Annotated in this window: 26 protein-coding genes; 21 read left to right on the top strand and 5 right to left on the bottom strand. The window is 54.4% G+C overall.

Annotated features, from left to right (window positions below):
• Positions 1 to 328: 328 nt before the first annotated feature.
• Positions 329 to 736, top strand: a complete 408-nt coding sequence (locus msub_RS13005) for an ATP-dependent nuclease (RefSeq protein ID WP_048496402.1) — start codon at positions 329 to 331, stop codon at positions 734 to 736.
• Between the two features lie 72 nt (positions 737 to 808).
• On the opposite strand, the gene istB is transcribed toward msub_RS13005, so the two are convergent.
• Positions 809 to 1564, bottom strand: a complete 756-nt coding sequence (istB, locus tag msub_RS13000; protein WP_036202190.1) for an IS21-like element helper ATPase IstB — start codon at positions 1562 to 1564, stop codon at positions 809 to 811.
• A 14-nt stretch (positions 1565 to 1578) separates the two neighbouring features.
• The gene (istA, locus tag msub_RS12995; RefSeq protein ID WP_197083768.1) at positions 1579 to 3123 is read right to left on the bottom strand and encodes an IS21 family transposase; all 1545 of its coding nucleotides are present in this window, start codon (positions 3121 to 3123) and stop codon (positions 1579 to 1581) included.
• Positions 3124 to 3426: 303 nt separating this feature from the next.
• On the opposite strand from istA, the gene msub_RS21600 reads away from it, so the two are divergent.
• From msub_RS21600 to msub_RS12960, 8 genes are all read left to right on the top strand, one after another.
• Positions 3427 to 4713: an ATP-dependent nuclease gene (locus msub_RS21600; RefSeq protein ID WP_197083837.1), complete on the top strand. Its 1287-nt coding sequence runs from the start codon at positions 3427 to 3429 to the stop codon at positions 4711 to 4713.
• A complete protein-coding gene (locus tag msub_RS12985) occupies positions 4710 to 6125 on the top strand; it encodes a UvrD-helicase domain-containing protein (RefSeq protein WP_048496401.1) in 1416 nt (471 codons plus the stop codon). Before msub_RS21600 ends, msub_RS12985 begins: the two co-directional genes overlap by 4 nt.
• A 95-nt stretch (positions 6126 to 6220) precedes the next feature.
• Entirely contained in the window at positions 6221 to 6586 is a 366-nt protein-coding gene (gene tnpA, locus msub_RS12980; protein WP_048494324.1) for an IS66-like element accessory protein TnpA, read from the top strand.
• On the top strand, positions 6583 to 6918 hold the full coding sequence (gene tnpB / locus msub_RS12975) for an IS66 family insertion sequence element accessory protein TnpB (RefSeq protein WP_048494323.1): 336 nt from the start codon (positions 6583 to 6585) through the stop codon (positions 6916 to 6918). Before tnpA ends, tnpB begins: the two co-directional genes overlap by 4 nt.
• Positions 6919 to 6993: 75 nt before the next feature.
• Positions 6994 to 8559, top strand: a complete 1566-nt coding sequence (tnpC, locus tag msub_RS12970; protein ID WP_048494322.1) for an IS66 family transposase — start codon at positions 6994 to 6996, stop codon at positions 8557 to 8559.
• Positions 8560 to 8667: 108 nt separating this feature from the next.
• On the top strand, positions 8668 to 8949 hold the full coding sequence (locus msub_RS22570) for an IS3 family transposase (RefSeq protein ID WP_082146489.1): 282 nt from the start codon (positions 8668 to 8670) through the stop codon (positions 8947 to 8949).
• Complete coding sequence (locus msub_RS12965) at positions 8933 to 9958, top strand: hypothetical protein (protein ID WP_048496400.1); 1026 nt, start codon at positions 8933 to 8935, stop codon at positions 9956 to 9958. The genes msub_RS22570 and msub_RS12965 overlap by 17 nt, the downstream gene beginning before the upstream one ends.
• Before the next feature lie 12 nt (positions 9959 to 9970).
• Positions 9971 to 10558, top strand: a complete 588-nt coding sequence (locus tag msub_RS12960; protein ID WP_048496399.1) for a hypothetical protein — start codon at positions 9971 to 9973, stop codon at positions 10556 to 10558.
• A gap of 218 nt (positions 10559 to 10776) precedes the next feature.
• Here the strand turns inward: msub_RS12960 and merR are convergent, their stop codons facing one another.
• Positions 10777 to 11211 (bottom strand): Hg(II)-responsive transcriptional regulator, encoded by a 435-nt coding sequence (gene merR, locus msub_RS12955; protein WP_011783479.1) that lies wholly within the window; start codon positions 11209 to 11211, stop codon positions 10777 to 10779.
• A 73-nt stretch (positions 11212 to 11284) separates the two neighbouring features.
• Here merR and merT point away from each other — a divergent pair, with 73 nt between their 5' ends.
• Genes merT through merA form a run of 4 tightly spaced genes read left to right on the top strand, consistent with a single transcriptional unit; the run spans position 11285 to position 13626 of the window.
• The gene (merT, locus tag msub_RS12950; RefSeq protein ID WP_011783480.1) at positions 11285 to 11641 is read left to right on the top strand and encodes a mercuric ion transporter MerT; all 357 of its coding nucleotides are present in this window, start codon (positions 11285 to 11287) and stop codon (positions 11639 to 11641) included.
• Positions 11642 to 11656: 15 nt separating this feature from the next.
• Positions 11657 to 11959, top strand: coding sequence for a mercury resistance system periplasmic binding protein MerP (merP, locus tag msub_RS12945; protein ID WP_048496398.1), 303 nt, complete (start codon positions 11657 to 11659; stop codon positions 11957 to 11959).
• Entirely contained in the window at positions 11907 to 12230 is a 324-nt protein-coding gene (gene merF, locus msub_RS12940; protein ID WP_454786188.1) for a mercury resistance system transport protein MerF, read from the top strand. The genes merP and merF overlap by 53 nt, the downstream gene beginning before the upstream one ends.
• Positions 12172 to 13626 carry a mercury(II) reductase gene (gene merA / locus msub_RS12935; protein ID WP_206769573.1) on the top strand — a complete coding sequence of 485 codons (1455 nt, stop codon included), beginning with the start codon at positions 12172 to 12174 and terminating at the stop codon, positions 13624 to 13626. The genes merF and merA overlap by 59 nt, the downstream gene beginning before the upstream one ends.
• Positions 13627 to 13716: 90 nt before the next feature.
• On the opposite strand, the gene msub_RS12930 is transcribed toward merA, so the two are convergent.
• Positions 13717 to 15051 (bottom strand): ATP-binding protein, encoded by a 1335-nt coding sequence (locus msub_RS12930; RefSeq protein WP_048496397.1) that lies wholly within the window; start codon positions 15049 to 15051, stop codon positions 13717 to 13719.
• On the bottom strand, positions 15038 to 15703 hold the full coding sequence (locus msub_RS12925; protein WP_048496396.1) for a response regulator transcription factor: 666 nt from the start codon (positions 15701 to 15703) through the stop codon (positions 15038 to 15040). The genes msub_RS12930 and msub_RS12925 overlap by 14 nt, the downstream gene beginning before the upstream one ends.
• 200 nt (positions 15704 to 15903) lie before the next feature.
• On the opposite strand from msub_RS12925, the gene msub_RS12920 reads away from it, so the two are divergent.
• The 8 genes from msub_RS12920 (at position 15904) to msub_RS12885 (ending at position 24255) form a co-directional block, all read left to right on the top strand.
• Positions 15904 to 16437 carry a cupredoxin domain-containing protein gene (locus msub_RS12920; RefSeq protein ID WP_048496395.1) on the top strand — a complete coding sequence of 178 codons (534 nt, stop codon included), beginning with the start codon at positions 15904 to 15906 and terminating at the stop codon, positions 16435 to 16437.
• Positions 16438 to 16521: 84 nt separating this feature from the next.
• The gene (locus tag msub_RS12915) at positions 16522 to 18327 is read left to right on the top strand and encodes a copper resistance system multicopper oxidase (RefSeq protein WP_048496394.1); all 1806 of its coding nucleotides are present in this window, start codon (positions 16522 to 16524) and stop codon (positions 18325 to 18327) included.
• Complete coding sequence (locus msub_RS12910; RefSeq protein WP_048496393.1) at positions 18324 to 19073, top strand: copper resistance protein B; 750 nt, start codon at positions 18324 to 18326, stop codon at positions 19071 to 19073. The genes msub_RS12915 and msub_RS12910 overlap by 4 nt, the downstream gene beginning before the upstream one ends.
• Before the next feature lie 151 nt (positions 19074 to 19224).
• Complete coding sequence (locus msub_RS12905) at positions 19225 to 19578, top strand: hypothetical protein (RefSeq protein ID WP_048496392.1); 354 nt, start codon at positions 19225 to 19227, stop codon at positions 19576 to 19578.
• 11 nt (positions 19579 to 19589) lie between these two features.
• Positions 19590 to 20945 (top strand): APC family permease, encoded by a 1356-nt coding sequence (locus msub_RS12900; protein ID WP_082146488.1) that lies wholly within the window; start codon positions 19590 to 19592, stop codon positions 20943 to 20945.
• Positions 20946 to 20972: 27 nt separating this feature from the next.
• Entirely contained in the window at positions 20973 to 21200 is a 228-nt protein-coding gene (locus msub_RS12895) for a DUF805 domain-containing protein (protein ID WP_048496390.1), read from the top strand.
• On the top strand, positions 21193 to 23553 hold the full coding sequence (locus tag msub_RS12890) for a heavy metal translocating P-type ATPase (RefSeq protein ID WP_048496389.1): 2361 nt from the start codon (positions 21193 to 21195) through the stop codon (positions 23551 to 23553). The genes msub_RS12895 and msub_RS12890 overlap by 8 nt, the downstream gene beginning before the upstream one ends.
• 72 nt (positions 23554 to 23625) lie before the next feature.
• Positions 23626 to 24255 carry a c-type cytochrome gene (locus msub_RS12885; protein WP_454786187.1) on the top strand — a complete coding sequence of 210 codons (630 nt, stop codon included), beginning with the start codon at positions 23626 to 23628 and terminating at the stop codon, positions 24253 to 24255.
• Positions 24256 to 24474: the final 219 nt, after the last annotated feature.

Here is a 24474-nt window from a genome sequence, read left to right as displayed (position 1 = left end):
TTTTATTAGGTTACCCTCAATATTACCCACTGCATTGCGTATCGGGCTACAGCTCAAGGACAACTGGAATAAGTCATCTCAACTATCGAATTTAGCACATCCGACTGGCGTGGCTCTCGTTTGTTTTCGAAACGAAGCCGTTTGGAGGCCGAAATGGTCGATTGCAAGCCTTTTCAGGCGGTCCGAGTAGTTTAGGCTATTAAACAAAAGCGGACACTTGCGCTCCTTACCTTTCGGTCTCCAACCCTCCAAAAAGAGGCCATACCTAGCAAGCTCAGCGTTACTCGCCTACATTGAATCACATCATCTAATTTGAGGAATTCGATAAATGGCTGTGATCAGGCACCTCCTGATAGATAATTTTCGCTCGATAAAGAAAGCGGAATGGTACCCACGCCCTGGCCTCAATTGCTTGATTGGCCCGGGTGATTCTGGAAAATCAACGCTCCTTGATGCGATAGATTTGGCTTTGGGCGCAAGACGATCATTTGCCTTCAGTGATGCTGACTTCCATCAGATGAACACGAATCGTCCGATAAGCATAATGGCGACGCTGGGTGAGTTGAGTGACGAACTCAAGGACCTCGAGGCTTTTGGATTTTTTCTGCGGGGCTTTGACCAAGCAAATCAGCAAATTCATGATGAGCCATTGGCTGGCGATGAGACTGTTTTAACCCTGCAATTGATAGTGCGAGAGGATCTAGATCCCGAATGGTGCGTATTCCGGCGAACGTGACCGGTCATTCCGGGGATCGTGACCGATTTTCACACGGCCATCACACTGGAGTGGGTTTTGTACTCTGAGCGGTCACGATGGGTCAACCGATTCCGGTTTTTGTGCTTTCGCTTTTCGCAATGATTCCCCCTTTAGATTGAGTCGGTGAGCGCCGTGCAGAAGCCGATCCAGGATGGCGTCTGCCAGCGTGGCGGAGCCGATGTAATCGTGCCAGTGTTCAGTCGGTAACTGGCTGGCAATGAGGGTCGAGCCCCGGCCATGGCGGTCCTCAATCACTTCCATCAGATCCTGTCGTTGTTGCGCGGTCACCTTTTGCATGCCCCAGTCGTCCAGGATCAGCAGATCGGTTTTAAGCAACTGATTCATTAGTCGGGCATAGCTGCCATCGCCATGGGCGATGCGCAGTTGTTCGAACAGGCGCGGTACCCGCAGGTAACGAACCGAGAGGCCCTGCCGGCAGGCCTGGTTACCCAGGGCACACGCCAGCCAGGTCTTGCCACAACCTGTCGGGCCGGTGATGCACAGGTTCAGGGATTGGCGGATCCAGTCGCAGCTGGCCAGACCCGCCATGCGAGAACGCTCCAGCCCTCGTGGGTGGCGGTAATCGATGTCTTCGATGCAGGCCGGCACACGTAGACGGGCGGCCCTGAGCAGCCGCTCCAGTCGCCGGCTTTCGCGGTGCAGCACTTCACGATCCACCAACAGGGCCAGTCGTTCCTCGAACGCCAGGTCGTGGGTCTCAGGTTGGGATCGTTGTTGTTCCAGCGCATCGCACATGCCCGTCAGTTTGAGTTGGCGCAGGATGTCGAGGGTGTTTTGAGTCAGCATCAGTCTCTCCGGGATCAGTGGTAGTAGTGGGGGCCACGAACGTTGGTGTGAACAGGCAGATCGGTCAGTTCCGGCTCTTCCTCAGCTAGGGGCAGCGGGAGTTGATCCAGCCCCTGCTTTAGGATCGAGGTGATGCTCTGGTAACTGGCCGAGTTGATAGCCAACGCCCGGTCACAAGCCTGCTCAAGGCGGTCACGGCTGTAGCGACGACTGAGGTTCAGCAGACCCAGGCAGGCCCGGTAACCATGTTCCGGATGCGGCCGATCCTTGAGCTGTCCCTGCACCACATCCAACGTGGCGGGGCCGATGTCCTTGGCCCAGTTCAGGAAGCGTCCCGGTGACCAGTTCTGATGGGCCTGATGCGACTTGGGCATGTGTTCGGTCAGGGTCACGAAGCGGCTCTTGCCGTGGCGAGAATGCAAGGCTACCCGTTGTCCCTTGTGCATGACCTCAACGGACGTATCGGTCACCCGAACATCCAGCTTCACACCCACCAGGGCGTGAGGCACGCTGTACAGCCGTTTGTCGATCTCGATGTGGTAGTCAATGCCCGGTCGCGCTTTGCACCACTCGGCATAGACATAGGGTGTTGCGGGCAGAGGTCTCAGAGCTGGGCGATCCAGTGACTCGAACAAGCTCTGGCGGCTCTCGGAGCGCCCCTGGAACGGGCGCTGGTTCAGCGCCGGCAACAACTGGGCAATGGCCGAGTTCAGTTCGGCCAGGGAGAAGAACATCCGGTGCCGTAACCGGGCCAGTATCCAGCGCTCGACCAGCAGTACGGCGGCTTCAGCTTTCGCCTTGTCCTTGGGTTTGTAGGGGCGTGCCGGTAATACGGCAGTCTGGTAGTGGGCGGCCAGTTCGGCGTAGGTCTCGTTGATCTTCGGGGTATATCGATCGGCCTTGGTGACCGCTGCCTTGAGGTTGTCAGGAACCAGCAATTCAGCTACACCGCCGTAGAACGCCAGCATCCGTTGGTGGGAGGCAATCCAGTCCGGCAGGGACTGGCTCCAGGTAGCCTCGGCGAAGGTATAGCTGGACGCTCCAAGCACGGCGACAAAGACCTGAGCCTTACGCATTTCACCGGTGGAACGATCCACCACTGGCACAGTGGGGCCACAGTAATCGATAAAGATCTTCTCACCGGCTCGATGGACCTGGCGCATGCTGCGCCGCTGCCGGCCACGCCAGAGCCGGTAATGGTGGCAGAACTGGCTGTAGCGATAGGCCTTGTCGCTGTGGCGTTCTACGTACTCGGCCCAGAGCAGTTGCAGGGTCACGCCCTTGGTCTTCAGTTCCTGGTGGACCTGGAAGTAATCAGGTTCGGCAAAGCGTGCAGGTGGGGTCTTAGCCGGGAACAGCAGCGCTTCCAGTCGTACCTCATCAACATCCTCTGGCAACGGCCAGGTCACATCATGGGCCTGGGCAAGATTGACGTACTTGCCAACCACACCTTTGGAGAGACCGCAGGCGCGGGCAATGCGCTCATGGCTCAGGCCTGCTTCGTACTTGAGGCGCAAGACCTCGATAATCTGTCGCATGGAAATCCTCGCAACCGGCATCCGCTCTTCCTCGTGATAAAAAGGAAGGGGGTATGCCGGATTAAGTTGAAGAATTCCAGCGCTTTGGCAGTGGTTCCGGGGGAACGTGACCGATGATTCCGGCATCGTGACCGGCGATTCCGGAAAACAACCCGAAATCGGTCACGATAAAACGGAATGAGCGGTCACGATCGCCCGGAACAGGCGGTCACGTTCAAACGGAATGGGTGGTCACGATGGCGCGGAATACGCAAATGGCTTTTATACTCCGAAAGAGCCTATCAAAGCGGGGTAGAAAAGCACTTGCGGTGGAAGTATCGGGAGATGATCAATCCGACAAGGCTTGGCGCGACAAACCATCATCACCTAGCGTGGGGCAGTCGTTCTTTACTGAACAAACTGTCCGAAGATACATTTGATCCTTCATCGTCTCTGAATAATCTTAGTCGACAAACACGTCAAAGTTTCTTGGAACAGCCCCCTTCTGAACTCTCTGACGTACTGGGTCTAGTCCGCACTATCGCAAATGACTTAGGAGTTCCTGTAGGAGACCTGAAAGCTCTGCTGGACGTCAAAGGAGTTTCGCTATCCAACGGCGCCATTAGCCTTCACAACAGCGATAATACGCCTTTACGACAAATGGGTACCGGCTCATCCCGACTTTTGATTAGCGGCATTCAAAAAGTAGCAAGTGAATCCCAAATCATGATTGTGGACGAAGCTGAATATGGGCTTGAGCCGTATAGGATTAGTCGCCTCCTATATGAGCTTGGTTCCAAGGAGCGCGTGCCCTCGCAACAGGTATTCATTTCTACGCATTCACCTTACGTGCTGAGAGAGCTCCAAGCGAGGCAGCTACACGTGTTGAAGAAACTCTCCGTTGATGGCCAGGAGCCAACGCCTGACCTTTCCCACGTCGTCTATAGCCTGAATGGCGGCGATGAAGAGCAAGCAACACTTCGTGCCTGCGCCGAAGCTTTTTTTAGTAAGGCAGTAATCGTGGGTGAGGGAAGCACAGAGGTTGGAATTGTTCGGGGATTCGATCTGTTTTTCAAAAGCATTTCAGCTGCCGCTTTTCAGGACCGGGGCTTGGCGTGGGCTGACGGGGGCGGTGGCGACAAATGTTTCAAGCGCGCCGAAGTTTTCGCGAGCCTCGGATACTCCACGGTGCTTTTAAAAGACTCCGACATAGCTACCCCCGCCCATGCACGGCAAACACAGCATTGTCGAGAGCAAGGAGTTACGATTCTTGAGTGGGGCGAGGGGCATTCAACTGAGACCGCCACTTTCCTTTGGTGTCCGCTGGAGGTTATCCCAAGTCTTGTTCAACTAGCCGCTACTCTGAACGGTCAGCAAGAAGTGGAGCAACACATATTAAATTGCTCTGGAAATCAATTTAACTTTGATTCATGTTCAAAATTGCCCGTTGACGACATGCGTCAGTCGTTGGCGAATGCTGCTGGCACATACAAGTGGTTCAAAAATATCGACAAGGCCGAACAATTGGCACGGAATATTATTGGTCCAAATCTTCGAATGTTTGACCAGCGTTTTCGCTCTATTATCGATAGTCTGTATGCTTGGGCTGGTCGCAATGGAGACCAAAGATGAGCGTGGAAGCTGTATTGGAGGCGCAACGTGGCCTTATTGTTGCGCCCGCAGGTTGCGGCAAAACACACCTTATAACCGACACGCTCGCTGTTACGCCAAAAAAGCCATACCTGGTTTTGACACATACGACAGCTGGAGTAGCAGCTCTCAAACAAAAACTTAGACGACTGTTGGTACCGCCACAGAATTACGTCGTGACAACTATTGATGGTTGGGCATTGAGACTAGCCAGCTATTTCCCAAGCTTATGCCCACTTAAATCTCAGCCTGAGCAGCCCAAAGCTTTTTACCCTGAACTGAGAAGAACCGTTCTCGCCGCCCTTGGGACTGGTCAAATTCAAGACATCATAAAGGCTTCCTATTCCCGCATACTCGTGGACGAGTATCAAGACTGCAACATGGATCAACATCAATTGATCCAGGCATTATCCAGCGCATTGCCGTCGGTGGTTTTTGGGGACCCCATGCAATGTATCTTTAATTTTGGTGGGCCGATGCCAAGGTGGAACGAAGATGTTCGGGAGTATTTCCCGGTGCTGAAAACCTTAGACTTCCCTTGGCGCTGGCATAACACCGGCACGCTGGAGCTCGGCAGCTGGATACTGCAATGCAGGGAGGCACTATTGGCGGGCCAAAAAATTGACCTCAACTCGTGCCCTAAACTTGTCCGATTTAATGAAATTACAGGCGTTTCTTCCACTGATAGTCAAAGCCAACGCGGTGCACACTACTCATTGCTTAAAGATAACCCAAACGACTCGATTCTCGTTTTGGGAAACTCCAAAAACCCTACATCTAGGCATAACTTCGCTCAGCAGACACGAGGCTTAGATGTTGTTGAGCCTGTCGATCTACGCGATGTGATCGAAGCCGCATCCAGATTCGATCGCTCGAATGGCAGTCACTTGGTTCGCAACCTCCTACAAGCATGCTCTGGCATAATGACTAATGTGGAAACGGAAAAGACGATGGGCAGACTCGATACGATTCAGTCCGGGAGAAATAGAACACCCCCTAATCCGGTTGAGTTTTTTCTCATGCGTCTTGCCCAAGAAGGGAGGCGTGAGGATTTGCTGGAAGCTTTGAGGCAAGTTGAGAATAAAGCGGGAGTCAGGGTTTACAGGAAAGCCGCCTTCAACGCACTAAAGGACGCTCTGCAAAAGGCGGTCGATGATCCGGAGCTTTCAATTCGAGATGCGGCTGCAAAGATCAGGGAACAAAGACGGCACCAAGGTGATAAGCGAATTCCATCTAGGGCCATTGGCTCTACCCTTCTGCTAAAAGGCCTCGAATGTGATCACAGTCTGATACTCGATGCTGACGACATGAACTCTAAACACCTCTACGTTGCCCTCTCTAGAGGTGCGAAGTCGATTACCGTTTTCGCAAGAAGCAATATTGTCGGAGACTAATCGGCGCTCATACGTAAGCGGCCGGTAATCCCATCTTGAGTCAGGCGCTGCCGCCGTCAGGATAGTGTCCACTTATTTTCTAGTGGACACTTAACATGAACGACTTAAGCGTAACCAAACCCTACCAGCGCCGTCGCCGCTTTTCCCGCGAATTCAAGGCCGAGATTGTCGCCCAATGCCTGGCACCTGGTGCCTCCGTTTCCCGGATCGCCCTGGATAACGGCCTCAACGCCAACATGGTCCGGCGCTGGATGAGTGAAGCGCAGCGAGCGGATAAAACGCCGGAATTTGTACCGGTCAAACTGCCAGCGGCAACCTCAGCACCGAGCAACCCGTCGGTCTCGGACAAGCGTAGCACCATCCGTATCGAGATTCCCCGCGCCGGTGGTGCGGTTGTGGTGGAGTGGCCTGCGGAGCAGGCGCATCAATGTGCTGCTTTGCTCCGGGGCCTGTTGGGATGATCCGTATCGACGAGATCTGGCTGGCCACCGAACCACTGGATATGCGGGCGGGGCCGGACAAGGCGCTGGCGCGAGTCATCCAGGTGTTTGGTTCGGCCAGGCCGCATTGCGCCTATCTGTTCGCCAACAAACGCGGCAACCGGATGAAGGTGCTGATCCACGATGGCCTCGGTATCTGGCTGTGTGCCCGCCGGCTGAACCGGGGCAAGTTCCACTGGGGTGAAACCTGGCGCGGTGACCAACTGCGCCTGACCGAGGAACAGTTGTCCGCTCTGGTTCAGGGCCTGCCCTGGCAGCGCCTTGGCGCGGAAGGCGTCATCTCCATCCTGTAACCACAAGTGCCGTAATGCTGCTATAGCCAGAACCGCGAATCGCTTGCCGCACAGGGACTTGGCATACTAGGCGGCATGACTCAGCGCCCCGATATCAACCAACTCTCTGCCGATCAGCTCCGTGCCCTGGCGACGGAACTGATGGACTCTCTAGACGCCAAGGATCAAGTCTTGGGCCTGAAGGAGCGAGAGTTGGTGCGCAGCAACGCCATCATCGAGAAGCTGACTCACGAAGTAGCCATCCTCAAGCGCCACAAGTACGCCCGGCGCAGCGAGCAACTGGACGCCGTTCAGGGCAAGCTGCTGGATGAATTGATCGACAGCGACCTGGCGGCGATCGAAGCCGAGCTGGACCAGGCGATGACCGAGGAGCAGAAGGCTGCCCGGCCCAAGCAAAAGCCCAAGCGTACACCGCTGCCACCGGAACTGCCCCGTACCCTGATCCACCACGAACCGGACAATACCCAATGCCAGTGTGGCTGCCAGCTCAAGCGCATTGGCGAGGACGTCAGTGAGAAGCTGGATTATGTCCCCGGCGAGTTCACGGTGGAGCGCCACATCCGGGGCAAGTGGGCCTGCGACAAATGCGAGACGCTGATCCAGGCACCGGTACCGGCGCAGGTGATCGATAAGGGAATACCTACCTCCGGTCTGTTGGCTCAGGTCCTGGTGGCCAAGTACGCCGACCACTTGCCGCTGTACCGCCAGGAACGCATCTTCGGCCGTGCCGGCCTGGAAATCCCGCGCTCCACTCTGGCCGAATGGGTCGGTGCCTGCGGTGTGCAGTTGCAGCCCCTGGCGGATGCACTGCGAAACACCTTGCTGGAACACAACGTTCTGCATGCCGATGAAACCCCGGTGAGCATGCTGGCTCCGGGCAAGAAGAAAACCCACAAAGCCTACGTCTGGGCCTACTGCACCACGCCGTTCTCAGATCTGAAAGCCACCGTTTACGACTTCGCGCCCAGCCGCGCGGGCGAACACGCCCGCACCTTCCTGGGCGACTGGCCGGGCAAGCTGGTGTGTGATGATTATGCTGGCTACAAGGCCGGGTTCGGCAACGGCATCATCGAAATCGGCTGCATGGCCCACGCCCGACGCAAGTTCTACGACCTGCACGAAGCCAACAAGAGTGAGTTGGCGGCCAAAGCCCTGGAATACATCGGTACCCTCTACGAGATCGAGCGGGATACCAAAGACCTGCCACCGGACAAACGGCAGGAGATCCGGGAAACAAAAGCCCGACCGATTGCTGACGCCTTGCATCAATGGATGCTGGCCCACCGACAGAAAGTGCCGGATGGCTCCGGCACAGCCAAAGCCCTGGATTACAGCCTCAAACGCTGGGAAGCGCTGACGCGCTACCTGGACGATGGTGCTGTGCCCATCGATAACAACTGGGTGGAAAACCAGATCCGGCCCTGGGCGCTGGGCCGTTCCAACTGGCTGTTCGCGGGATCACTACGCAGTGGCCGGCGTGCTGCGGCGGTCATGACTCTGATCCAGTCAGCCAAGCTGAACGGGCATGATCCCTATGCCTACCTCAAAGATGTGCTGACCCGCCTGCCGACGCAGAAAAACAACGCCATCGACGAGCTATTGCCCCACAACTGGAAGCCGGCTATACCTGACAAGGTGTGATGCCCGGACGCTTACGCTCATACTAATCGTAGCAATGTTCATCAGTCTCCAAATTTAGGCACGTTTGTCGTTGCCTCAAGGGAAAGGGGATCCAGCGACAGGCGCAAGATGGGATCACCGGACGCTTTCGTTTTGAGTCGCCTCAAGGAGGAGCTGATCTACGCCGAGCTTTTTGATTCGATCGCGGTAGCCAAATCCGCTACCTTCGGGTACATCGAAGTGTTTTATAACCGAAAAAGACGACACTCCGCTTTGTGCTATCTCGGTCCGGTAGAATATGAGCGCAGATGTGCATTACCGAGTGTCTACTTTTCGTGGGTAGAACCCGAATCAATTGATCTGACCATCAGAGCATTCGAGGGAGAGCGTCGATATGGTTCTGTCTTATAGAGCTGCTGCCACTTACGACTGGTTCAAAAAGCGCGAACAAGAGCTACATCATGAAGCTAGCCAAAACGACGGGAAACTAGCATTGCATGATCTATGGAGGCTGTCTTACTACAAGCAGCCCTACCTGTTGCTCCAGTCTGATGAAGCCATATTGGAGAGGTTCAGGGACGTGTTTATGAATGGACTCGACCTCAATCACAAGGGTCAGATCATGCCGACGCCTATGCTAGCAAACGATAATCGCCTAGGCAGACTATTCACAGAAATTATCGAAGAAACGAACTGGCGTGGCATTCTGACTAAAGATTCCATGTCAGAAGGTCTAGAGCAACTGAACGCCTATTTCTCCGACGGAACTCCTCCTGGCGTGAAAATGTTTGAAGGAAGAGCAGAGGTTAAAGGTGATTGGTTGGTGAAATTCTCAAAGAAACAGTACATCAAAGACGCCTTTCATCACGGCAGGTTGCGCATATCGCCTGCGTCCGAATACGCAAAAGGGAGCCATCTCCGAGCCGTTAAGGATCTTGAAACAGCAAGACCTTATAAGCTGAAAGCTTTTACAGAGGCCATGGACGGTGAGACTAGCGTTAAATTTCAGGGCCATGCACTTCCCATTGAAAAAGGAACGGTTGACTTGAAATTCATGATGGATGACTACTTTTTGTTCTGCACATGTACAGACATCAGTCGTCGCATGCCAACCGATTTCGAAGCAGATGCGGCTCTCATCATTAAAGACAAAAAGGCATTCATAGATCGCTTGCGGAAAGCATTCACTCAGCAATATCCGGACTGGGAGTTCTTGGAGGGCAATGTCTACTATTACGACCCTTTCAACGATATCCCTAAAGATATGAATCAGGAGTTTTGGAAGCACATTTCCTTCTCTTACCAAAAGGAGCACCGTTGCGTTCTTCGACGAAGGCGAAAAGAGGAGGTCGAGCTTAAAGCGTTTTTCGTCGAGCTTGGCTCGCTAGAAGATATTTCTGAAATGGTTTTGCATCGCTAGGAGAGCAAGAGCATGGAGCACTATGCGAGCCTGACTGCCTGGATCCTCGGCTCACTCGGAGGAGCAGGATTTATTGTAGTCGCCCTTTCAAGCTGGCTGGGAAAAGTGTGGGCTACTCGGCTCATGGACAATCAGCGGCATAGCCATCAGCAGGAATTGGAAGAGTTACGATCCAATCTTCGTGCAAAAAATGATGAACAACTGGTTTCCATCAGAAAGGACTATGAGATTTTTAAGGAGACTCACCTCAGAGAGCACAACGATAAATTGCTCATCTATCGAGCTTGCTTGGATATCGTTGCCTCTCTCCTAGCAAAAATAGAATTGACGGCGCTTGGTAAACGAGCGGGATTAACAGCTGAAGAACAAGAGGCTTTCGAGACTGAAAGGCTACGGCTTTATGCATATTTGGCGATGCTGGCTCCTCAGGAAGTAATGGACGCGAACGACAATTTGATAGATATGCTCCTTGCCTTGATATATGACGGAAAAGGTACGACTTGGGCGAATATCCGAGAAGCAGCACTCAAGCTCACGAACTCAATGAGAGCCGATATAGGTATCAACAAGGCGGCGGTTTCATACAACGGTGCTCGCTAGGGTGACAAAATGAGACAGAATGGACTTAACCTGACAAACATGACATCGCCGGCCTCAAACGGTGGTTGGTTTTGAATGTTCGCTTCGCGACCGTCCCGTATCCCAGGCTCACTAAACAAAAGCGAACGTTCGCGCACCTCGGTTCGATAAATCTGCCTATCTTTTCGTAGTGTCCGCAGTGACGGGGTAGAGCCTCAAGAGGTCGATTGGTTCAGAAGCTAATCCCTTTGGCTTTTTGTTCCAATGTCTCCCTCATGTAGAGATGCAATGAGCGGGCACGCGATGCTGTCCGGCCGTGCGTGGCATTGACTGACCATGTCGCTCAGAGCCTTCTCAATTTTGACCAGCCTTTCGATCTTTTCACGCACATCCTTCAGCTTGTGCTCGGCGAGCGCACTGGCTTCCTGACAGTGAGTGCCATCTTCCAACCTTAAAAGGTCGCCGACCTCGTCGAGACTGAAACCCAGCTGCTGCGCCGTTTTAACAAATGTCAGCCGATCAATATCGGCGGAACCGTAGCGTCGAATACCACCTAGAGGTCGTTTGGGTTCCGACAACAGACCTCGCCGCTGGTAATAGCGGATCGTCTCGACATTTACATTGGCCGCCTTGGCCAAGCCGCCAATAGTCAGTGAACTGGCTTTAACCGACATACTGCTTGACTCCGTACTTGACTACGGAAGTAACCTTATCGCATCGAGTCCATGGGCAACAGGTGTCAGCGTCATGTCGAAATTCAAATCTAAATCCGGAGGTGCTTCTCTCGCTGTCGGGGGCATGGCTGGACTTCTTGCCTCGGCGTGCTGTCTCGGGCCATTGGTACTTATCACTCTGGGCGTTTCCGGTGCCTGGATCGGCAACCTGACAGCTTTGGAGCCCTATCGACCGCTGTTCATTGGCGCGGCCACCGTCGCCATGTTCTTTGCCTGGCGACGAATCTATCGCCCTGTAGAGCAATGCTCACCCGGTGAAACGTGTGCGATCCCTCAAGTCCGAAAGACCTATAAGGTGATCTTTTGGGTAGTTACGGCTCTGGTACTGGTCGCATTAGTGTTCCCTTACATTTTGCCTCTATTCTACTAAACGGAGATTTTTCTCATGCGTAAACAGTTTGTACTTGCCATGTTCCTCACTTTGCTCAGCATGTCCTCCTGGGCTGCGTCTCAAACAGTAACTCTCTCGGTGCCTGACATGACCTGTGCCGCGTGTCCGATCACCGTCAAGTTGGCCTTCAGTAAGGTGGAAGGGGTGTCGCAAGTTTCCGTGAGCTACCCTGATCGAGAAGCCGTCGTCACCTTTAACGATGCGCTCACTTCCATAGAGGCGCTCACCGAGGCCACGAGCGACGCTGGTTACCCCTCCACTCCCACGGCCTCAGAGGCGACTCCGGAGGGGCAATGAAGAATCCGAAGAACCTGCTCAGGGTCGGCTGCTCAGGGTCGGCATAGTAGGGACTATTCTGGTTGCACTATGCTGCTTCACACCGATTCTGGTCATTTTGATGGCCACCGTGGGACTGGCCGCCCTGACGGGCTATCTCGACTATGTGCTTCTTCCGGCACTGGCGGTATTCATCGGCCTGACGGTTTATGCGTTCTGGCGGAAAAAGCACTATGACGCCAGCTACGAGAGCAACTTCAAAGCTCCAAGGAGTTTCCCGAGTGAAAAATGACAACAAACTGCATATTGCGGTAATCGGCAGTGGTGGTGCCGCCATGGCGGCTGCCCTGAAGGCAACAGAGCGCGGTGCCCGCGTCACCCTGATTGAACGTGGGACTGTCGGCGGCACCTGCGTAAATGTTGGCTGCGTGCCCTCGAAGATTATGATTCGTGCAGCACATATCGCGCACCTGCGAAAAGAAAGCCCGTTTGACGCGGGCATCAGTGCTGAGGCTCCTCAGGTAGACCGAGCAAAACTGCTTCAGCAACAGCAGGCACGAGTGGAGGAGCTGCGTGACACCAAGTACGAAAAGATACTTCGAGAACACAAGGACATCACAGTCCTGAACGGTGAGGCCCGGTTTGTCGATACCAATAGCCTGGTAGTCACGCTGGCTGAGGGTGGTGAAAAACCGGTTCATTTTGATCGCGCCTTTATTGGAACCGGAGCCAGACCGGCAGAGCCGCCAATAACGGGGCTGGCAGACACTCCTTACCTGACATCAACCAGTGCCTTGGCGCTGGATACCGTTCCCAAACGGCTGATCGTGATTGGTGCCGGTTTCGTTTCCTTGGAATTGGCTCAGGCATTCGACAGACTCGGCAGCAAGGTTACCGTTTTAGCCCGGAGCCGTGTGTTGTCCAGCGAAGATCCTACGATCGGAGAGGCCATAGAGGCGGCTTTTAAACGGGAAGGGATTGAGGTGCTTCGCCAGACCACGCCCAGCAACGTGGACTATAGCGACAACGAGTTTATCGTCGAGACGCCTGCCGGCACCTTGCGAGCCGACCAACTACTGGTGGCGACCGGTCGAACGCCCAATACCGAGGCCCTGAACCTGGCGAGCATTGGCGTGGAAACTTCACGCGGCGCAATTCAGGTGGATGAGCATCTGCAAACCACGGTCACCGGAATATACGCTGCTGGTGACTGCACCAATCAACCGCAGTTTGTCTATGTCGCAGCTGCCGCAGGCAGCCGAGCCGCCGTCAACATGACGGGAGGCGAGGCCAAACTCGACCTCAGTGCCATGCCCGGGGTCATGTTCACCGATCCTCAAGTCGCCACCGTTGGCCTCACTGAAGCCGAAGCAGTTGCTCGGGGTTATAGCGTGGACACCAGGCTGCTCGACTTGGAAAACGTGCCGCGTGCGCTAGTAAACTTTGACACCCATGGATTTATTAAAATGGTAGCAGAGCGCAGCACAGGCCGTTTGCTCGGGGTGCAGGTTGTCGCAGCGGAAGGCGGTGAAATTATCCAAACGGCAGTGATGGCGTTACGAGCAGGTTTGACCGTTCAGGAAATCGGCGATGACTTGTTCCCTTATCTGACCATGGTTGAAGGACTCAAACTCTGTGCGCAAACGTTCACCAAGGATGTAAAGCAGTTGTCCTGCTGTGCCGGTTAATCGCTCCGGCTCTGGTCAACGCGAGCACTGTCCAAAATTTGAACGTTCGCTTTGCGACCGTAGCAGCTAAACAAAAGCGAACATTCGATTTTATCTTAATAATTCGATAGAAACGCGTAAACCGCTACAGGACTTAGTCGAAAAGCTGATTTTACCTTCATAGCGAGTCACTATATCTCGAACGATAGCAAGGCCGAGACCGTGCCCAGGTGTTTGCTCATCTAGCCGCAGACCCCTTTGGCCCAAACTGGCTAAATCCTCGTGATTAACCCCTGGGCCATCATCAGCAACAACTATTCGCTTGAAGCCGCTGCCTTGTTCCACAGAGAGCTCTACGCATCTCGAAGACCATTTGCCAGCATTGTCGAGTAAGTTGCCCAATACTTCATTTAGATCATGTTCTTCTATCGGCCATCGGCTGTCTTCAGGCAGAGAACTCGATAGTTCAAACGACTTTTCCGGATATAAACGACCGAGCATCCACAAAAGATCCCGTGCCTGTTTTATGGGGTAGGCGCTTTTTCCAATCTGGGGCCCTGCAAAACGGCTTCGACGCATTTCAGCTTCTAATTGCCTGTCGATATCGCTTAGTCGCTCCACCATCTGGCGCCTTAGATTGGTGTCGAGAGGACGTGTGTCGTCTTCCAGTATCTGCCGGACGGCTGCGATGGGAGTTTTGACGCTATGAGACAGGTTTGCGAGAGCGTCCCTGGAGCGCTCCAGTCGCTGATCTAAGGAGTCCAGCAACTGATTTAGTTGAAGAACCAGCGGGTGGAACTCCTCTGGCGACTGAACGTTGATTCGGGAGATCTCTCCGTCCTGGAGTCTTTTTAATGCGGCTTTGAGTGTGACAACCGGTCGCATGGACATCGTGATACCGAACCAGAGCACGGCGACCAAGAGCATAATCAACAGAACTGATACTACGGCGGTCCAGGCATGAAGTGCAGCTTGGCTGCGTTTCAGCGCACCCAGATCTTCAGAAACGATTACGACGATGGGTGTTTCACCGACCTGAAAAGACTTTCGGTAGGCGAGGATGTCTAAGGGAGTATCAGTGGTTTCGGCATCTTCTACGCGAACGGTTCCGTCTTCTTCGTTTTCAATCAGAGGCGTTAACAAGGGCTCCCAAGTATCGGGTGAAATGATGGTCTGTTCGGGTGTATGTATGGCAAAGGCATGATGAAAAACATCCTGGAAATAATCGCCCGTCTGGAGAGTGTCAACTTCACCATTCGCGTCGCGAATCTGGTGTTCAAGGAAAGCGACTTCATCTTTCAGTCGGCTTTCAACGAACTCCCGGGACATTCGGTCGAGTAGCAAACCATGGACCAACCACGCTACCCCCATTAGACCAATTCCGGCGGGCAGTAACAGCGCAAGCAAGGTTCCTTTTACGGACGCAGGCTTTTTAAGGAATCGCATTAAAAATGTACCCCTGGCCGCGTCGTGTTGAGATGGTTTCGCTGCCCACTAGCTTCCTTAACCTCCGAATATACGCCTCAATGACGTTTTCACTCGGGCTATCATTCAAGTTGTAAAGCTGTTCCATTAGTTGTTCTTTGGAAAAGACGTGGCCAGGGCGGCTCATCAAACAACGTAGCAGCCGGAATTCGGTTCCGGTAAGTGTATGTTCCACGCCGTCGTCCATCTTGAGGCTTTGGCGGTTTTCGTCCAGTTCAAAGCGGCCGGCTTTAACCTGAGCAAGGACTCTTCCTTCACTACGACGCACGAGTGCGTTGAGGCGTGCGATTAGCTCTTCTGTCTGAAAAGGTTTTGCCAGATAATCGTCTGCCCCGGCTTTTAAGCCGTTAACCTTATCCTGCCAATCGCCTCTCGCGGTCAGAATCAAGACCGGACAGCTGACGTGATTCGTTCGCCACTTTCTCAATACGTCCAGCCCGTTGCCATCAGGTAGACCCAGGTCCAGAACAACAGCACGGTAATCCTCTTGCTCACCCAGAACAACGGCTTCTCGGGCACTGGGAGTTGTATCAACGCTGAAACCTGCTTTTCCCAACTGCCTGACCAGACCCTCAGCAAGCAAGCGGTCATCTTCGACGAGCAGTAAACGCATGAGTCTTTCCTTCTCTGTATGGTCCGCAGTCGAAAGTGTGACTGATTAACCTGAATTCAGCCTGAACGGAAAATAGTTCGAGTTTTTCAGAAAGAATTCAGGTTAGTGAGAGAAGGTAACAACCGATTCTGGACATTGCTCAAGATTGGGGCTCAATCCAGCAGTGTTTTCGCGATTTTTATTTTACAGAGGATAAAAGGATGAATGCATCAAAACTATTCGTAGCGGGTATGGCGTTTTCAATGTCGGCAACAGCGTTTGCGGCTGGCGCCCATGATGGTGGCCACGGGCACGGCGCTACAAGCGGTGAACCTGGCAAAGCGTCGGAGGCCAGCCGAACCATAACTGTCGAGATGTACGACAACTACTACGAACCCGAAGAAATCAGTGTAAAGCCTGGTGAAACCGTTCGCTTCGTGGTGGAGAACAAAGGAAACCTCGTGCATGAGTTCAATGTTGGCACTCCCGACATGCACGAAGCTCATCAAGAGGAAATGATGATGATGGTTGAGCATGGCATCATCCAGGGCGGCAAGCTGAACCACGACATGATGAATATGGATATGGGGAATGGCCATTCCATGAAGCATGACGACCCGAACAGCGTGTTGCTGGAACCCGGCCAAAGCAAAGAAGTGATTTGGAAGTTTTCTGATAAAGGCAATATCGAATTTGCCTGCAACGTTCCGGGCCACTATCAGGCCGGGATGTACGGTGAGGTCAATTTCGAGTAACTCGCTTAACTGAGGTCCGCAAGCGCGGGGCTGAGACACGTTTCTCGGCCCGGCTTCAATGACGTGTAGTTTGGAGTAACACAGATGAAAACACGCTTTTTGTCAGGGCTTTTGAGCCTGCTGATGCCAGCCATGGTTCTGGCCGGCGAATACGACCTTACGGTCGACCGGGTAAAAATTGATACCGGCGATTTTGTGAAGGAAGGCATTGGATACAACGGCGCATCTCCGGGACCGGTAATGCGTTTCAAGGAAGGCGAGAACGTCCGGATCAACGTGACCAACAACCTGGATGAGATGACGTCCATTCACTGGCACGGCCTGATCCTTCCTTTTAACCAGGACGGTGTGCCTGGTATCAGTTTCCCGGGCATCAAGCCGGGTGAAACCTTTACCTATGAGTTTCCTATCCAGCAGGCAGGCACCTACTGGTTCCACAGCCACTCTGGTTTTCAGGAGCCGGACGGCGCCTATGGTGCCATTGTCATCGAGCCCGAGGGCCGTGAGCCATTCCGCTACGATCGTGAATACGTGGTGCAGCTGACTGACAAGCATCCCCATTCCGGTGACCGCATCATGCGCAACCTGAAAATGATGGCGGATTACTACAATCGCCAGCAATTGACAGTGGGTGATTTTTTCTCTGAGGTGTCGGAAAACGGCCTGATGAACACTGTCCAGGATCGTATGGCCTGGGGCAGCATGCGCATGATGAAGGCGGACGTGGAAGACTTGCAAGGTTTTACCGGGTTAATCAATGGCAAGGGACCGGACCAGAACTGGACCGGGATCTTTGAACCTGGCGAGCGTATTCGCCTGCGTTTTATCAACTCTTCGGCGATGACTTACTTTGATATCCGGATCCCCGGTCTGGACATGACGGTTGTGCAGGCTGATGGCAACAACGTTCAGCCGGTTAGTGTGGACGAGTTCCGGATCGGTGTGGCGGAAACCTACGATGTGATCGTCCGTCCGAAAGATGAGCAGGCCTACACCATCTTCGCTGAATCCATGGGGCGTTCGGGCTATGCCAGAGCGACACTGGCCCCAGAAGAGGGTATGGAAGCGGCCGTGCCGCAACTACGCGAACCGGCGCGCCTGACCATGGCTGATATGGGCGGCATGCCCGGTATGGACCATGGCAGCATGGCTGGTATGGATCATGGCGACATGGATATGAATAGCTCAGAAGGTATGTCCGGAATGGATCATTCTTCGATGGAGGGAATGGACCACGCAAACATGAGCAACATGGACCACTCAAATATGAAAGGAATGGATCATTCCAACATGGAAGGTATGGATCATTCGGGCATGTCCGGTATGGATCATGGTTCCATGACGATGGGAAAAGAAGGCCCAACAGATCCCTTCTATGCCAAGGGCAGCGGCCTTACGCCCACGGCGGCTAATGGCGGTAAATTTCTGTCTTACGCTGACCTGAAGGCTCAGGATCCGCTGTATGAAGACCGCGAACCGACTCGGGAAATCGAACTTCGCCTGACCGGCAATATGGAGCGTTATATCTGGAGCATTAATGGCGTCAAGTATGAAGACGCCGATCCGATTCGTTTGAAATACGGTGAGCGGGTCCGCTTCAAGTTTGTTAACGAAACCATGATGACTCACCCCATGCACCTGCACGGCATGTGGTCGATTTTGGACGTTGGCGCCGGCCAGTGGAATCCCATCAAGCACACAGTGAGCGTGAATCCAGGCACTACGGTTTACATGGAAACCGAGGTGGATGCGCCAGGCCAATGGGCGTTTCACTGCCATTTGTCTTATCACGCAGCGGCCGGAATGTTTCGTAAGGTGATTGTCGAAGGTGGCCCGGATTCAACCCAGGCGAAGACAGACGCGATTGCCAAAGATGGAGGTGAGGTATGAGCTGTATTCGATCAATTGTCGCAGTCAGCTTCCTTGCCTCTATTGGTGTCTCAACGGCGGTGACAGCTCAGGAAATGATCTCCGACACGACCGCTCGAAAACAGCCGCTCACAACCTGGGGTGTTCAATTCGAGGAATTTGAGTACCGCTACAGCGACGATGACGAGGAGCTGGGCGTCTGGAATGCGGATGCCTTCTATGGCACTGACGATTTTAAAGTCCGGTTGCTCACAACCGGCGAATACGAAATAGAGGAGCAGGCCTACGAAACGCTGGAAAACCAGTTGGTCGGCCAGATCCCCATTTCCAAGTTCTTCGACGCCAAAGCGGGCGTGCGTTTCGATACTTCGGAAGGGCCGGACCGGACATACGCCGTTCTCGGTGTCGCCGGCCTGGCGCCCCAATGGTTTGAGATCGATGCAAACCTGTACGTCAGCAACGATGGTGATACGTCAGCCGAACTGGACGCTGAGTACGAATTGCTGTTCACCAATTACTGGATCCTGGCGGCAACTCTGGATGCCTCGGTAGCGTTCAGTGAGGATGAAGAGATTGGTGTCGGCAAAGGATTGGTTTCCACCGAAACCGGCCTCCGGCTCCGCTACGACCTGATAGACCGTGCGTTCTCGCCTTATGTGGGTGTGGTGCACGAGCGTAAGTATGGCGATAGTGCCGACCTGGCCGAGGCGAGCGGCGGCGGCACAGAAGATTGGTTTGCCGTAATCGGCGCTCGAATCGCATTCTGATGCTGAAGGGCCATGGGAAACCCATGGCCTTTTTTCGTCTATGATTTGATGTAACTCAAATCCACCGAAAGCATGTGTCCATTTTCAGTCGCAGTTCAGGTTGAAGTGTTTTGATACAGGGAGAAGTCATCAGGAAGAGAGGTGTCACCCCATGACCAAAGCACACAAAGCAACCAACCAGGAGCAGTTTTTGTTGCGCCGAAAAATGACCGTCGAGGGGCTTGGAGAGGATCAGTGGGAGGGGCTCATCCACGATCTGAATCACCACCCATGCGTTGATTTCGCCGAGCGTAAGCCAAATGGCACATTGCAGGTGACGTACGATGGAACCCACTGGTCCGTCGATGAATTACTGGAACTGATCAAGGCTTACGGTGGCCGATTGAAAACCGGATGGTGGACCCGGCGCAAACTGGCCTGGTACCGGTTTACCGACGACAACGTCCGGGCAAATGCCAAGCATGAGCCGTTCTGCTGTTCCAAGATTCCACCCATGAAAAAATAAGAGGAGATTGAGTGAGCAAGGAGGAAGATCGAAGCACTCGCTACCAGGAAGGTAGTCTCACTCTGCCAGGGACGGTGATGCTGGGTACCGGCGTCATGATTGGCGCCGGTATTTTTGCTCTGACCGGGCAGATGGCGCAGATGACCGGCGTTCTTTTCCCGCTGGCCTTTCTCGCGGCGGCGGTGATTGTCAGCTTCAGCGCCTATTCCTACATCAAGATCTCCAATGCCTACCCGTCCGCCGGCGGTATCGGCATGTACCTGCACAAGGCTTACGGAAACCGGCTGCCAACGGCTTTCAACGCCCTGTTGATGTATTTTTCCATGGTCATCGCTCAGAGCTTCCTGGCCCGGACCTTTGGCTCTTACACCATGCAACTTTTCGGCGGGGATGACAGTGGCCGCATGGTGCCCATTCTCGGCGTGGCGCTCATTCTTGCGGCCTTTCTGATCAACCTGCTGGGCAATCGGATGATTCAAGGGGTGGCTTCCTTTATCGGGATCCTGAAAATCGGCGGCATACTGATTTTCGGTCTGGTCGGGGTCTGGATTGCCGACTCAATCTCGGTTGATTTTTCGGAGCCCGGTGAAGCCGGAACGCTGGGCAACTTCTTGGGCGCGACCGCGTTGGGCATTCTTGCGTTCAAAGGCTTTACGACCATCACCAACAGTGGCTCGGATGTCATCGACCCGAAGCGAAACGTTGGGCGCGCCATCGTGATTTCCATTGCCGCCTGTGTGGTGATCTACACGCTGGTGGGATTTGCGGTCGCCAGCAATCTATCTCTGGCTGAAATTATCGAAACGCAGGATTACTCTCTCGCCGCTGCTGCACGCCCCGCTCTCGGCGAATACGGCGTCTGGTTTACTGTTGCGATTGCCATGATGGCCACGGCGGGAGGAATTCTGGCCAGTGTATTTGCTGTGTCCCGCATGTTGGCCATGCTGACGGAGATGAGACTGGTTCCTCATCGGCATTTCGGGATGCCCGGCAGCATTCAGAAGCACACACTGGTGTATACCGTTGTCCTGGGTCTGATTCTGACCGCCTTCTTTGACCTGTCACGCATTGCTGCGTTGGGTATCGTGTTTTATCTGATTATGGACATTGCCATTCACTGGGGTGTGCTCCGTTATCTACGCAAAGACATTAAGGCCAACACCTGGGTGCCAGCAACAGCCATCTTGTTGGATCTTTTGGCGCTGGGCGGCTTCGTCTGGGTAAAGCTTAATACGGACCCGTTCGTCATCAGCGTGGCAGTCGTGACCATGATCGTGATTGCAGTATCCGAGCAGATTTTCCTTAAAAGATCACCGGAATCGGCGCAAGCGAAACAGGAAGAGAGTCACGCGCATCGTCACCATTAACCAGAATCTGGAAGAGAGGCTATTGCCATGATGGGAGATAACATGTTCGGGAACACCATGTGGGCAGGCCACTGGCTGTGGATGCTGGTGATTGCCATTGTGGTCGTCATTCCGGCTTGGCGTATTTGCCAGCGCACCGGGTATCCGGGGTGGATGGGTGTGCTGATATTGATCCCCATCGTCAATCTGGTTCTGCTGTATTTTATTGCATTTGCAGACTGGCCCGCCGACAAAACAGGAGATCGCAATGGCTGAGCACCATCACGCCCATGACCACGATCACCACGCCGATAAAGAACCTGGCGGGCACACCGCCAAGGATCCGGTTTGCGGCATGGCAGTCGATCCGCATACCGCGGAACACCGCAGCCAGCATGGCGGTAAAACCTGGTACTTCTGCTCGTTGCGTTGCCAGTCCAAATTCGACGAGGACCCTGAGCAGTACCTCGATTGGGAAAAGAAACAGCAAGAGCCGGTAGCGCCGGGCACTATGTATACCTGTCCCATGCACCCCGAGATTCGGCAGCAAGGGCCAGGGGACTGCCCAATCTGCGGCATGGCCCTAGAGCCCGAGCAGGTAAGCCTGGACGACGGGCCTTCGGAAGAACTCAAAGACATGACCCGCCGATTCTGGATCGGCCTGGTGCTGGCCCTGCCTGTACTGGTACTGGAGATGGGTGGGCACCTCACCGGACTCGATCACATTATAGCCCCGCAGATGTCCAACTGGATTCAACTGGTGCTGGCAACGCCTGTGGTGCTCTGGTGCGGTTGGCCCTTCTTCGTCCGGGGTTGGAAATCCGTGGTTAGCCGTAACTTGAACATGTTTACGCTCATTGCCATTGGTACCGGCGTCGCGCTGATCTACAGCCTGGTGGCGACCCTGGCGCCGCAGATCTTCCCAGGCGCCTTCCGGCAGGAAGACGGGTCGGTCGCCGTCTACTTCGAGGCGGCTGCTGTCATCGTGGTGCTGGTGCTGCTGGGGCAGGTGCTGGAATTGCGCGCCAGAGAGAAAACCTCTGGTGCCATCAAGGCCCTGCTGGATCTGGCACCGGCGACGGCCAGAAAACTGGACGACGATGGCAGCGAATCCGATGTGTCGCTTGATCAGGTCAAGGTCGGTGACCGCTTGCGGGTACGTCCGGGAGACAAGGTGCCGTTGGACGGCGAGGTGCTTGAAGGCAGCTCCAACGTGGATGAATCCATGGTGACCGGTGAGCCTTTGGCAGTCAGCAAAAAATCCGGCGACCAGGTGATCGGCGGCAGTATCAACCAGCAGGGCAGCTTTATCATGCGGGCCGACAAGGTTGGCCGTGACACCATGCTGTCCCAGATTGTGCAGATGGTGGCGAGCGCCCAGCGCAGCCGCGCGCCCATTCAGGGCCTGGCCGACAAGGTGGCGGGTTATTTTGTGCCTGCGGTGATCGTGATCGCCATTATCGCCTTTATAGCCTGGTCATTCTTCGGGCCCACGCCGCCTATGGCGTTCGGGCTGATTGCAGCGGTCAGTGTTCTGATCATTGCCTGCCCTTGCGCACTTGGCTTGGCGACGCCCATGTCCATCATGGTGGGTGTCGGACGCGGTGCTCAAAGTGGCGTTCTGATTCGCGATGCGGAAGCCTTGGAGCGTATGGAGAAGGTGGACACCGTGGTGGTGGATAAAACCGGCACGCTGACAGAGGGCAAGCCGCAAGTCACCCGGCTTGTCGCGGCCAACGGGTTCGATGACAGTAGTCTCATGCGTTATGCAGGCGGCCTGGAGAAAGGCAGTGAGCACCCACTGGCTCACGCCATACTCGATAAAGCCAAGGGCATGGACCTGAAGCTTCCGGATGCGGAAGACTTTGACTCTCCGAATGGTAAAGGGGTTACCGGTCGAATAGACGGCAAGCGGGTGCTACTTGGTAACCGCCTTCTCATGGAGTCGGAAAATGTCGACACCACGCGATTTGACGGCGACGCCGACCAGCTCCGAAAAGATGGTGCTACCGTGATTTTTGCTGCTGTCGACGGAAACGTCGCAGGGTTGCTGGCGATTGCCGATCCGGTCAAGGAAACCACCGAAGCCGCTATTTCCGCGCTGCAAAAAGACGGCATCCGGGTGGTCATGCTGACCGGCGATAACCGCACTTCAGCTGAAGCAGTTGCCCGAAAACTGCATATCGACGAAGTGGAAGCGGAAGTCCTGCCGGAAGATAAGGGCAAGATCGTCCAGCGCCTGAAAGACGAAGGCCGTGTTGTCGTGATGGCGGGTGACGGCGTAAACGATGCGCCTGCACTGGCAACGGCGGATGTCGGTGTGGCCATGGGCACCGGGACCGATGTCGCCATCGAAAGCGCCGGCATTACGCTGCTACGCGGCGACCTGATGGGCATTGTCGAGGCGCGCCGTTTGTCTCTGGCGACCATGCGCAATATCCGTCAGAACCTGTTTTTCGCCTTCGTTTACAACTCCGCCGGTGTTCCGATAGCGGCAGGGGTTTTGTACCCGTTTTTCGGGATACTGCTGTCGCCCATTTTTGCAGCGGCCGCCATGTCGCTGTCCTCGGTCAGCGTGATCGTGAATGCGCTGCGTTTGAGGGTGGTGAAACTCGGGTCAAAGCAATGAACTTCTGAATCATTGGAGGTAGCTATGTCATACACAATCGATTGAGTTATCAAAGATGTCGATTTCGAGGACGTGGACAGAAGAGCGCGTCAGGCCCTCACTGATCACGGCTTCGGTGTGCTGACAGAAATTGATGTCAAAGCCACCATGAAGAAAAGCTGGACAAGGATATGCAGGCCTATCGGATTCTCGGGGCCTGCAATCCTGGCATGGCCTGGGAAGCCATCGGTGTATTCCGCGATTGAGGAATTTGAGGCGCAAGGAAATCGAGGAACAAGAATGATGCATGGGGCAACTATCTCAGTAGGCGTTCTTGCAGTCGCACTAATCAGCGGCTGCGGTAAACAGACGGTGGATGACCGCTGGTACACACAGGCTGAGGTCGAGCGCGGCGCAGTGGTGTTCGACGACAACTGCGCAAGCTGCCATGGCGGCAATGCCCAAGGCGCTTTCAATTGGAAAAAGACTCTGAAGGATGGCTCTTACCCGCCGCCACCGCTCAACGGAACAGGTCATGCCTGGCACCATTCCTTCGACACGCTGATGGGTACAATTAGTCAAGGTGGCGCCCCCATGGGTGGGAAAATGCCGGCCTTCGCAGACGAGCTCTCCAGGGACGATCAAAAAGCCGCTATCGCCTATTTCCAGAGCAAATGGGACAAGCGGATCTATGAGGCATGGTCTGAAAGGAGTGGGCTCTGATTTCTCTGGGTAATCAGACGTTAACTCAAGGAGGCAGCGTATGAAATGCTTATGGGTGGTGGCTTTTCTAAGTGTTTTTCCGGGCAGTGCGCTGGGTGGTGCGCCCTCGGCGGAATCATTGCTTGAGGGGGATGGAGGCCACCCTGTGGTCGGACAGCAACCACGGCCGTTTCACCATACGTATCGAAACCGAATTCTGGACTTGGAGGCCTGGATGGT

The sequence above is a fragment of the Marinobacter subterrani genome (assembly GCF_001045555.1).
Lineage (GTDB): Bacteria > Pseudomonadota > Gammaproteobacteria > Pseudomonadales > Oleiphilaceae > Marinobacter > Marinobacter subterrani.
This window is presented reverse-complemented; position numbering and strand designations above follow the sequence as displayed.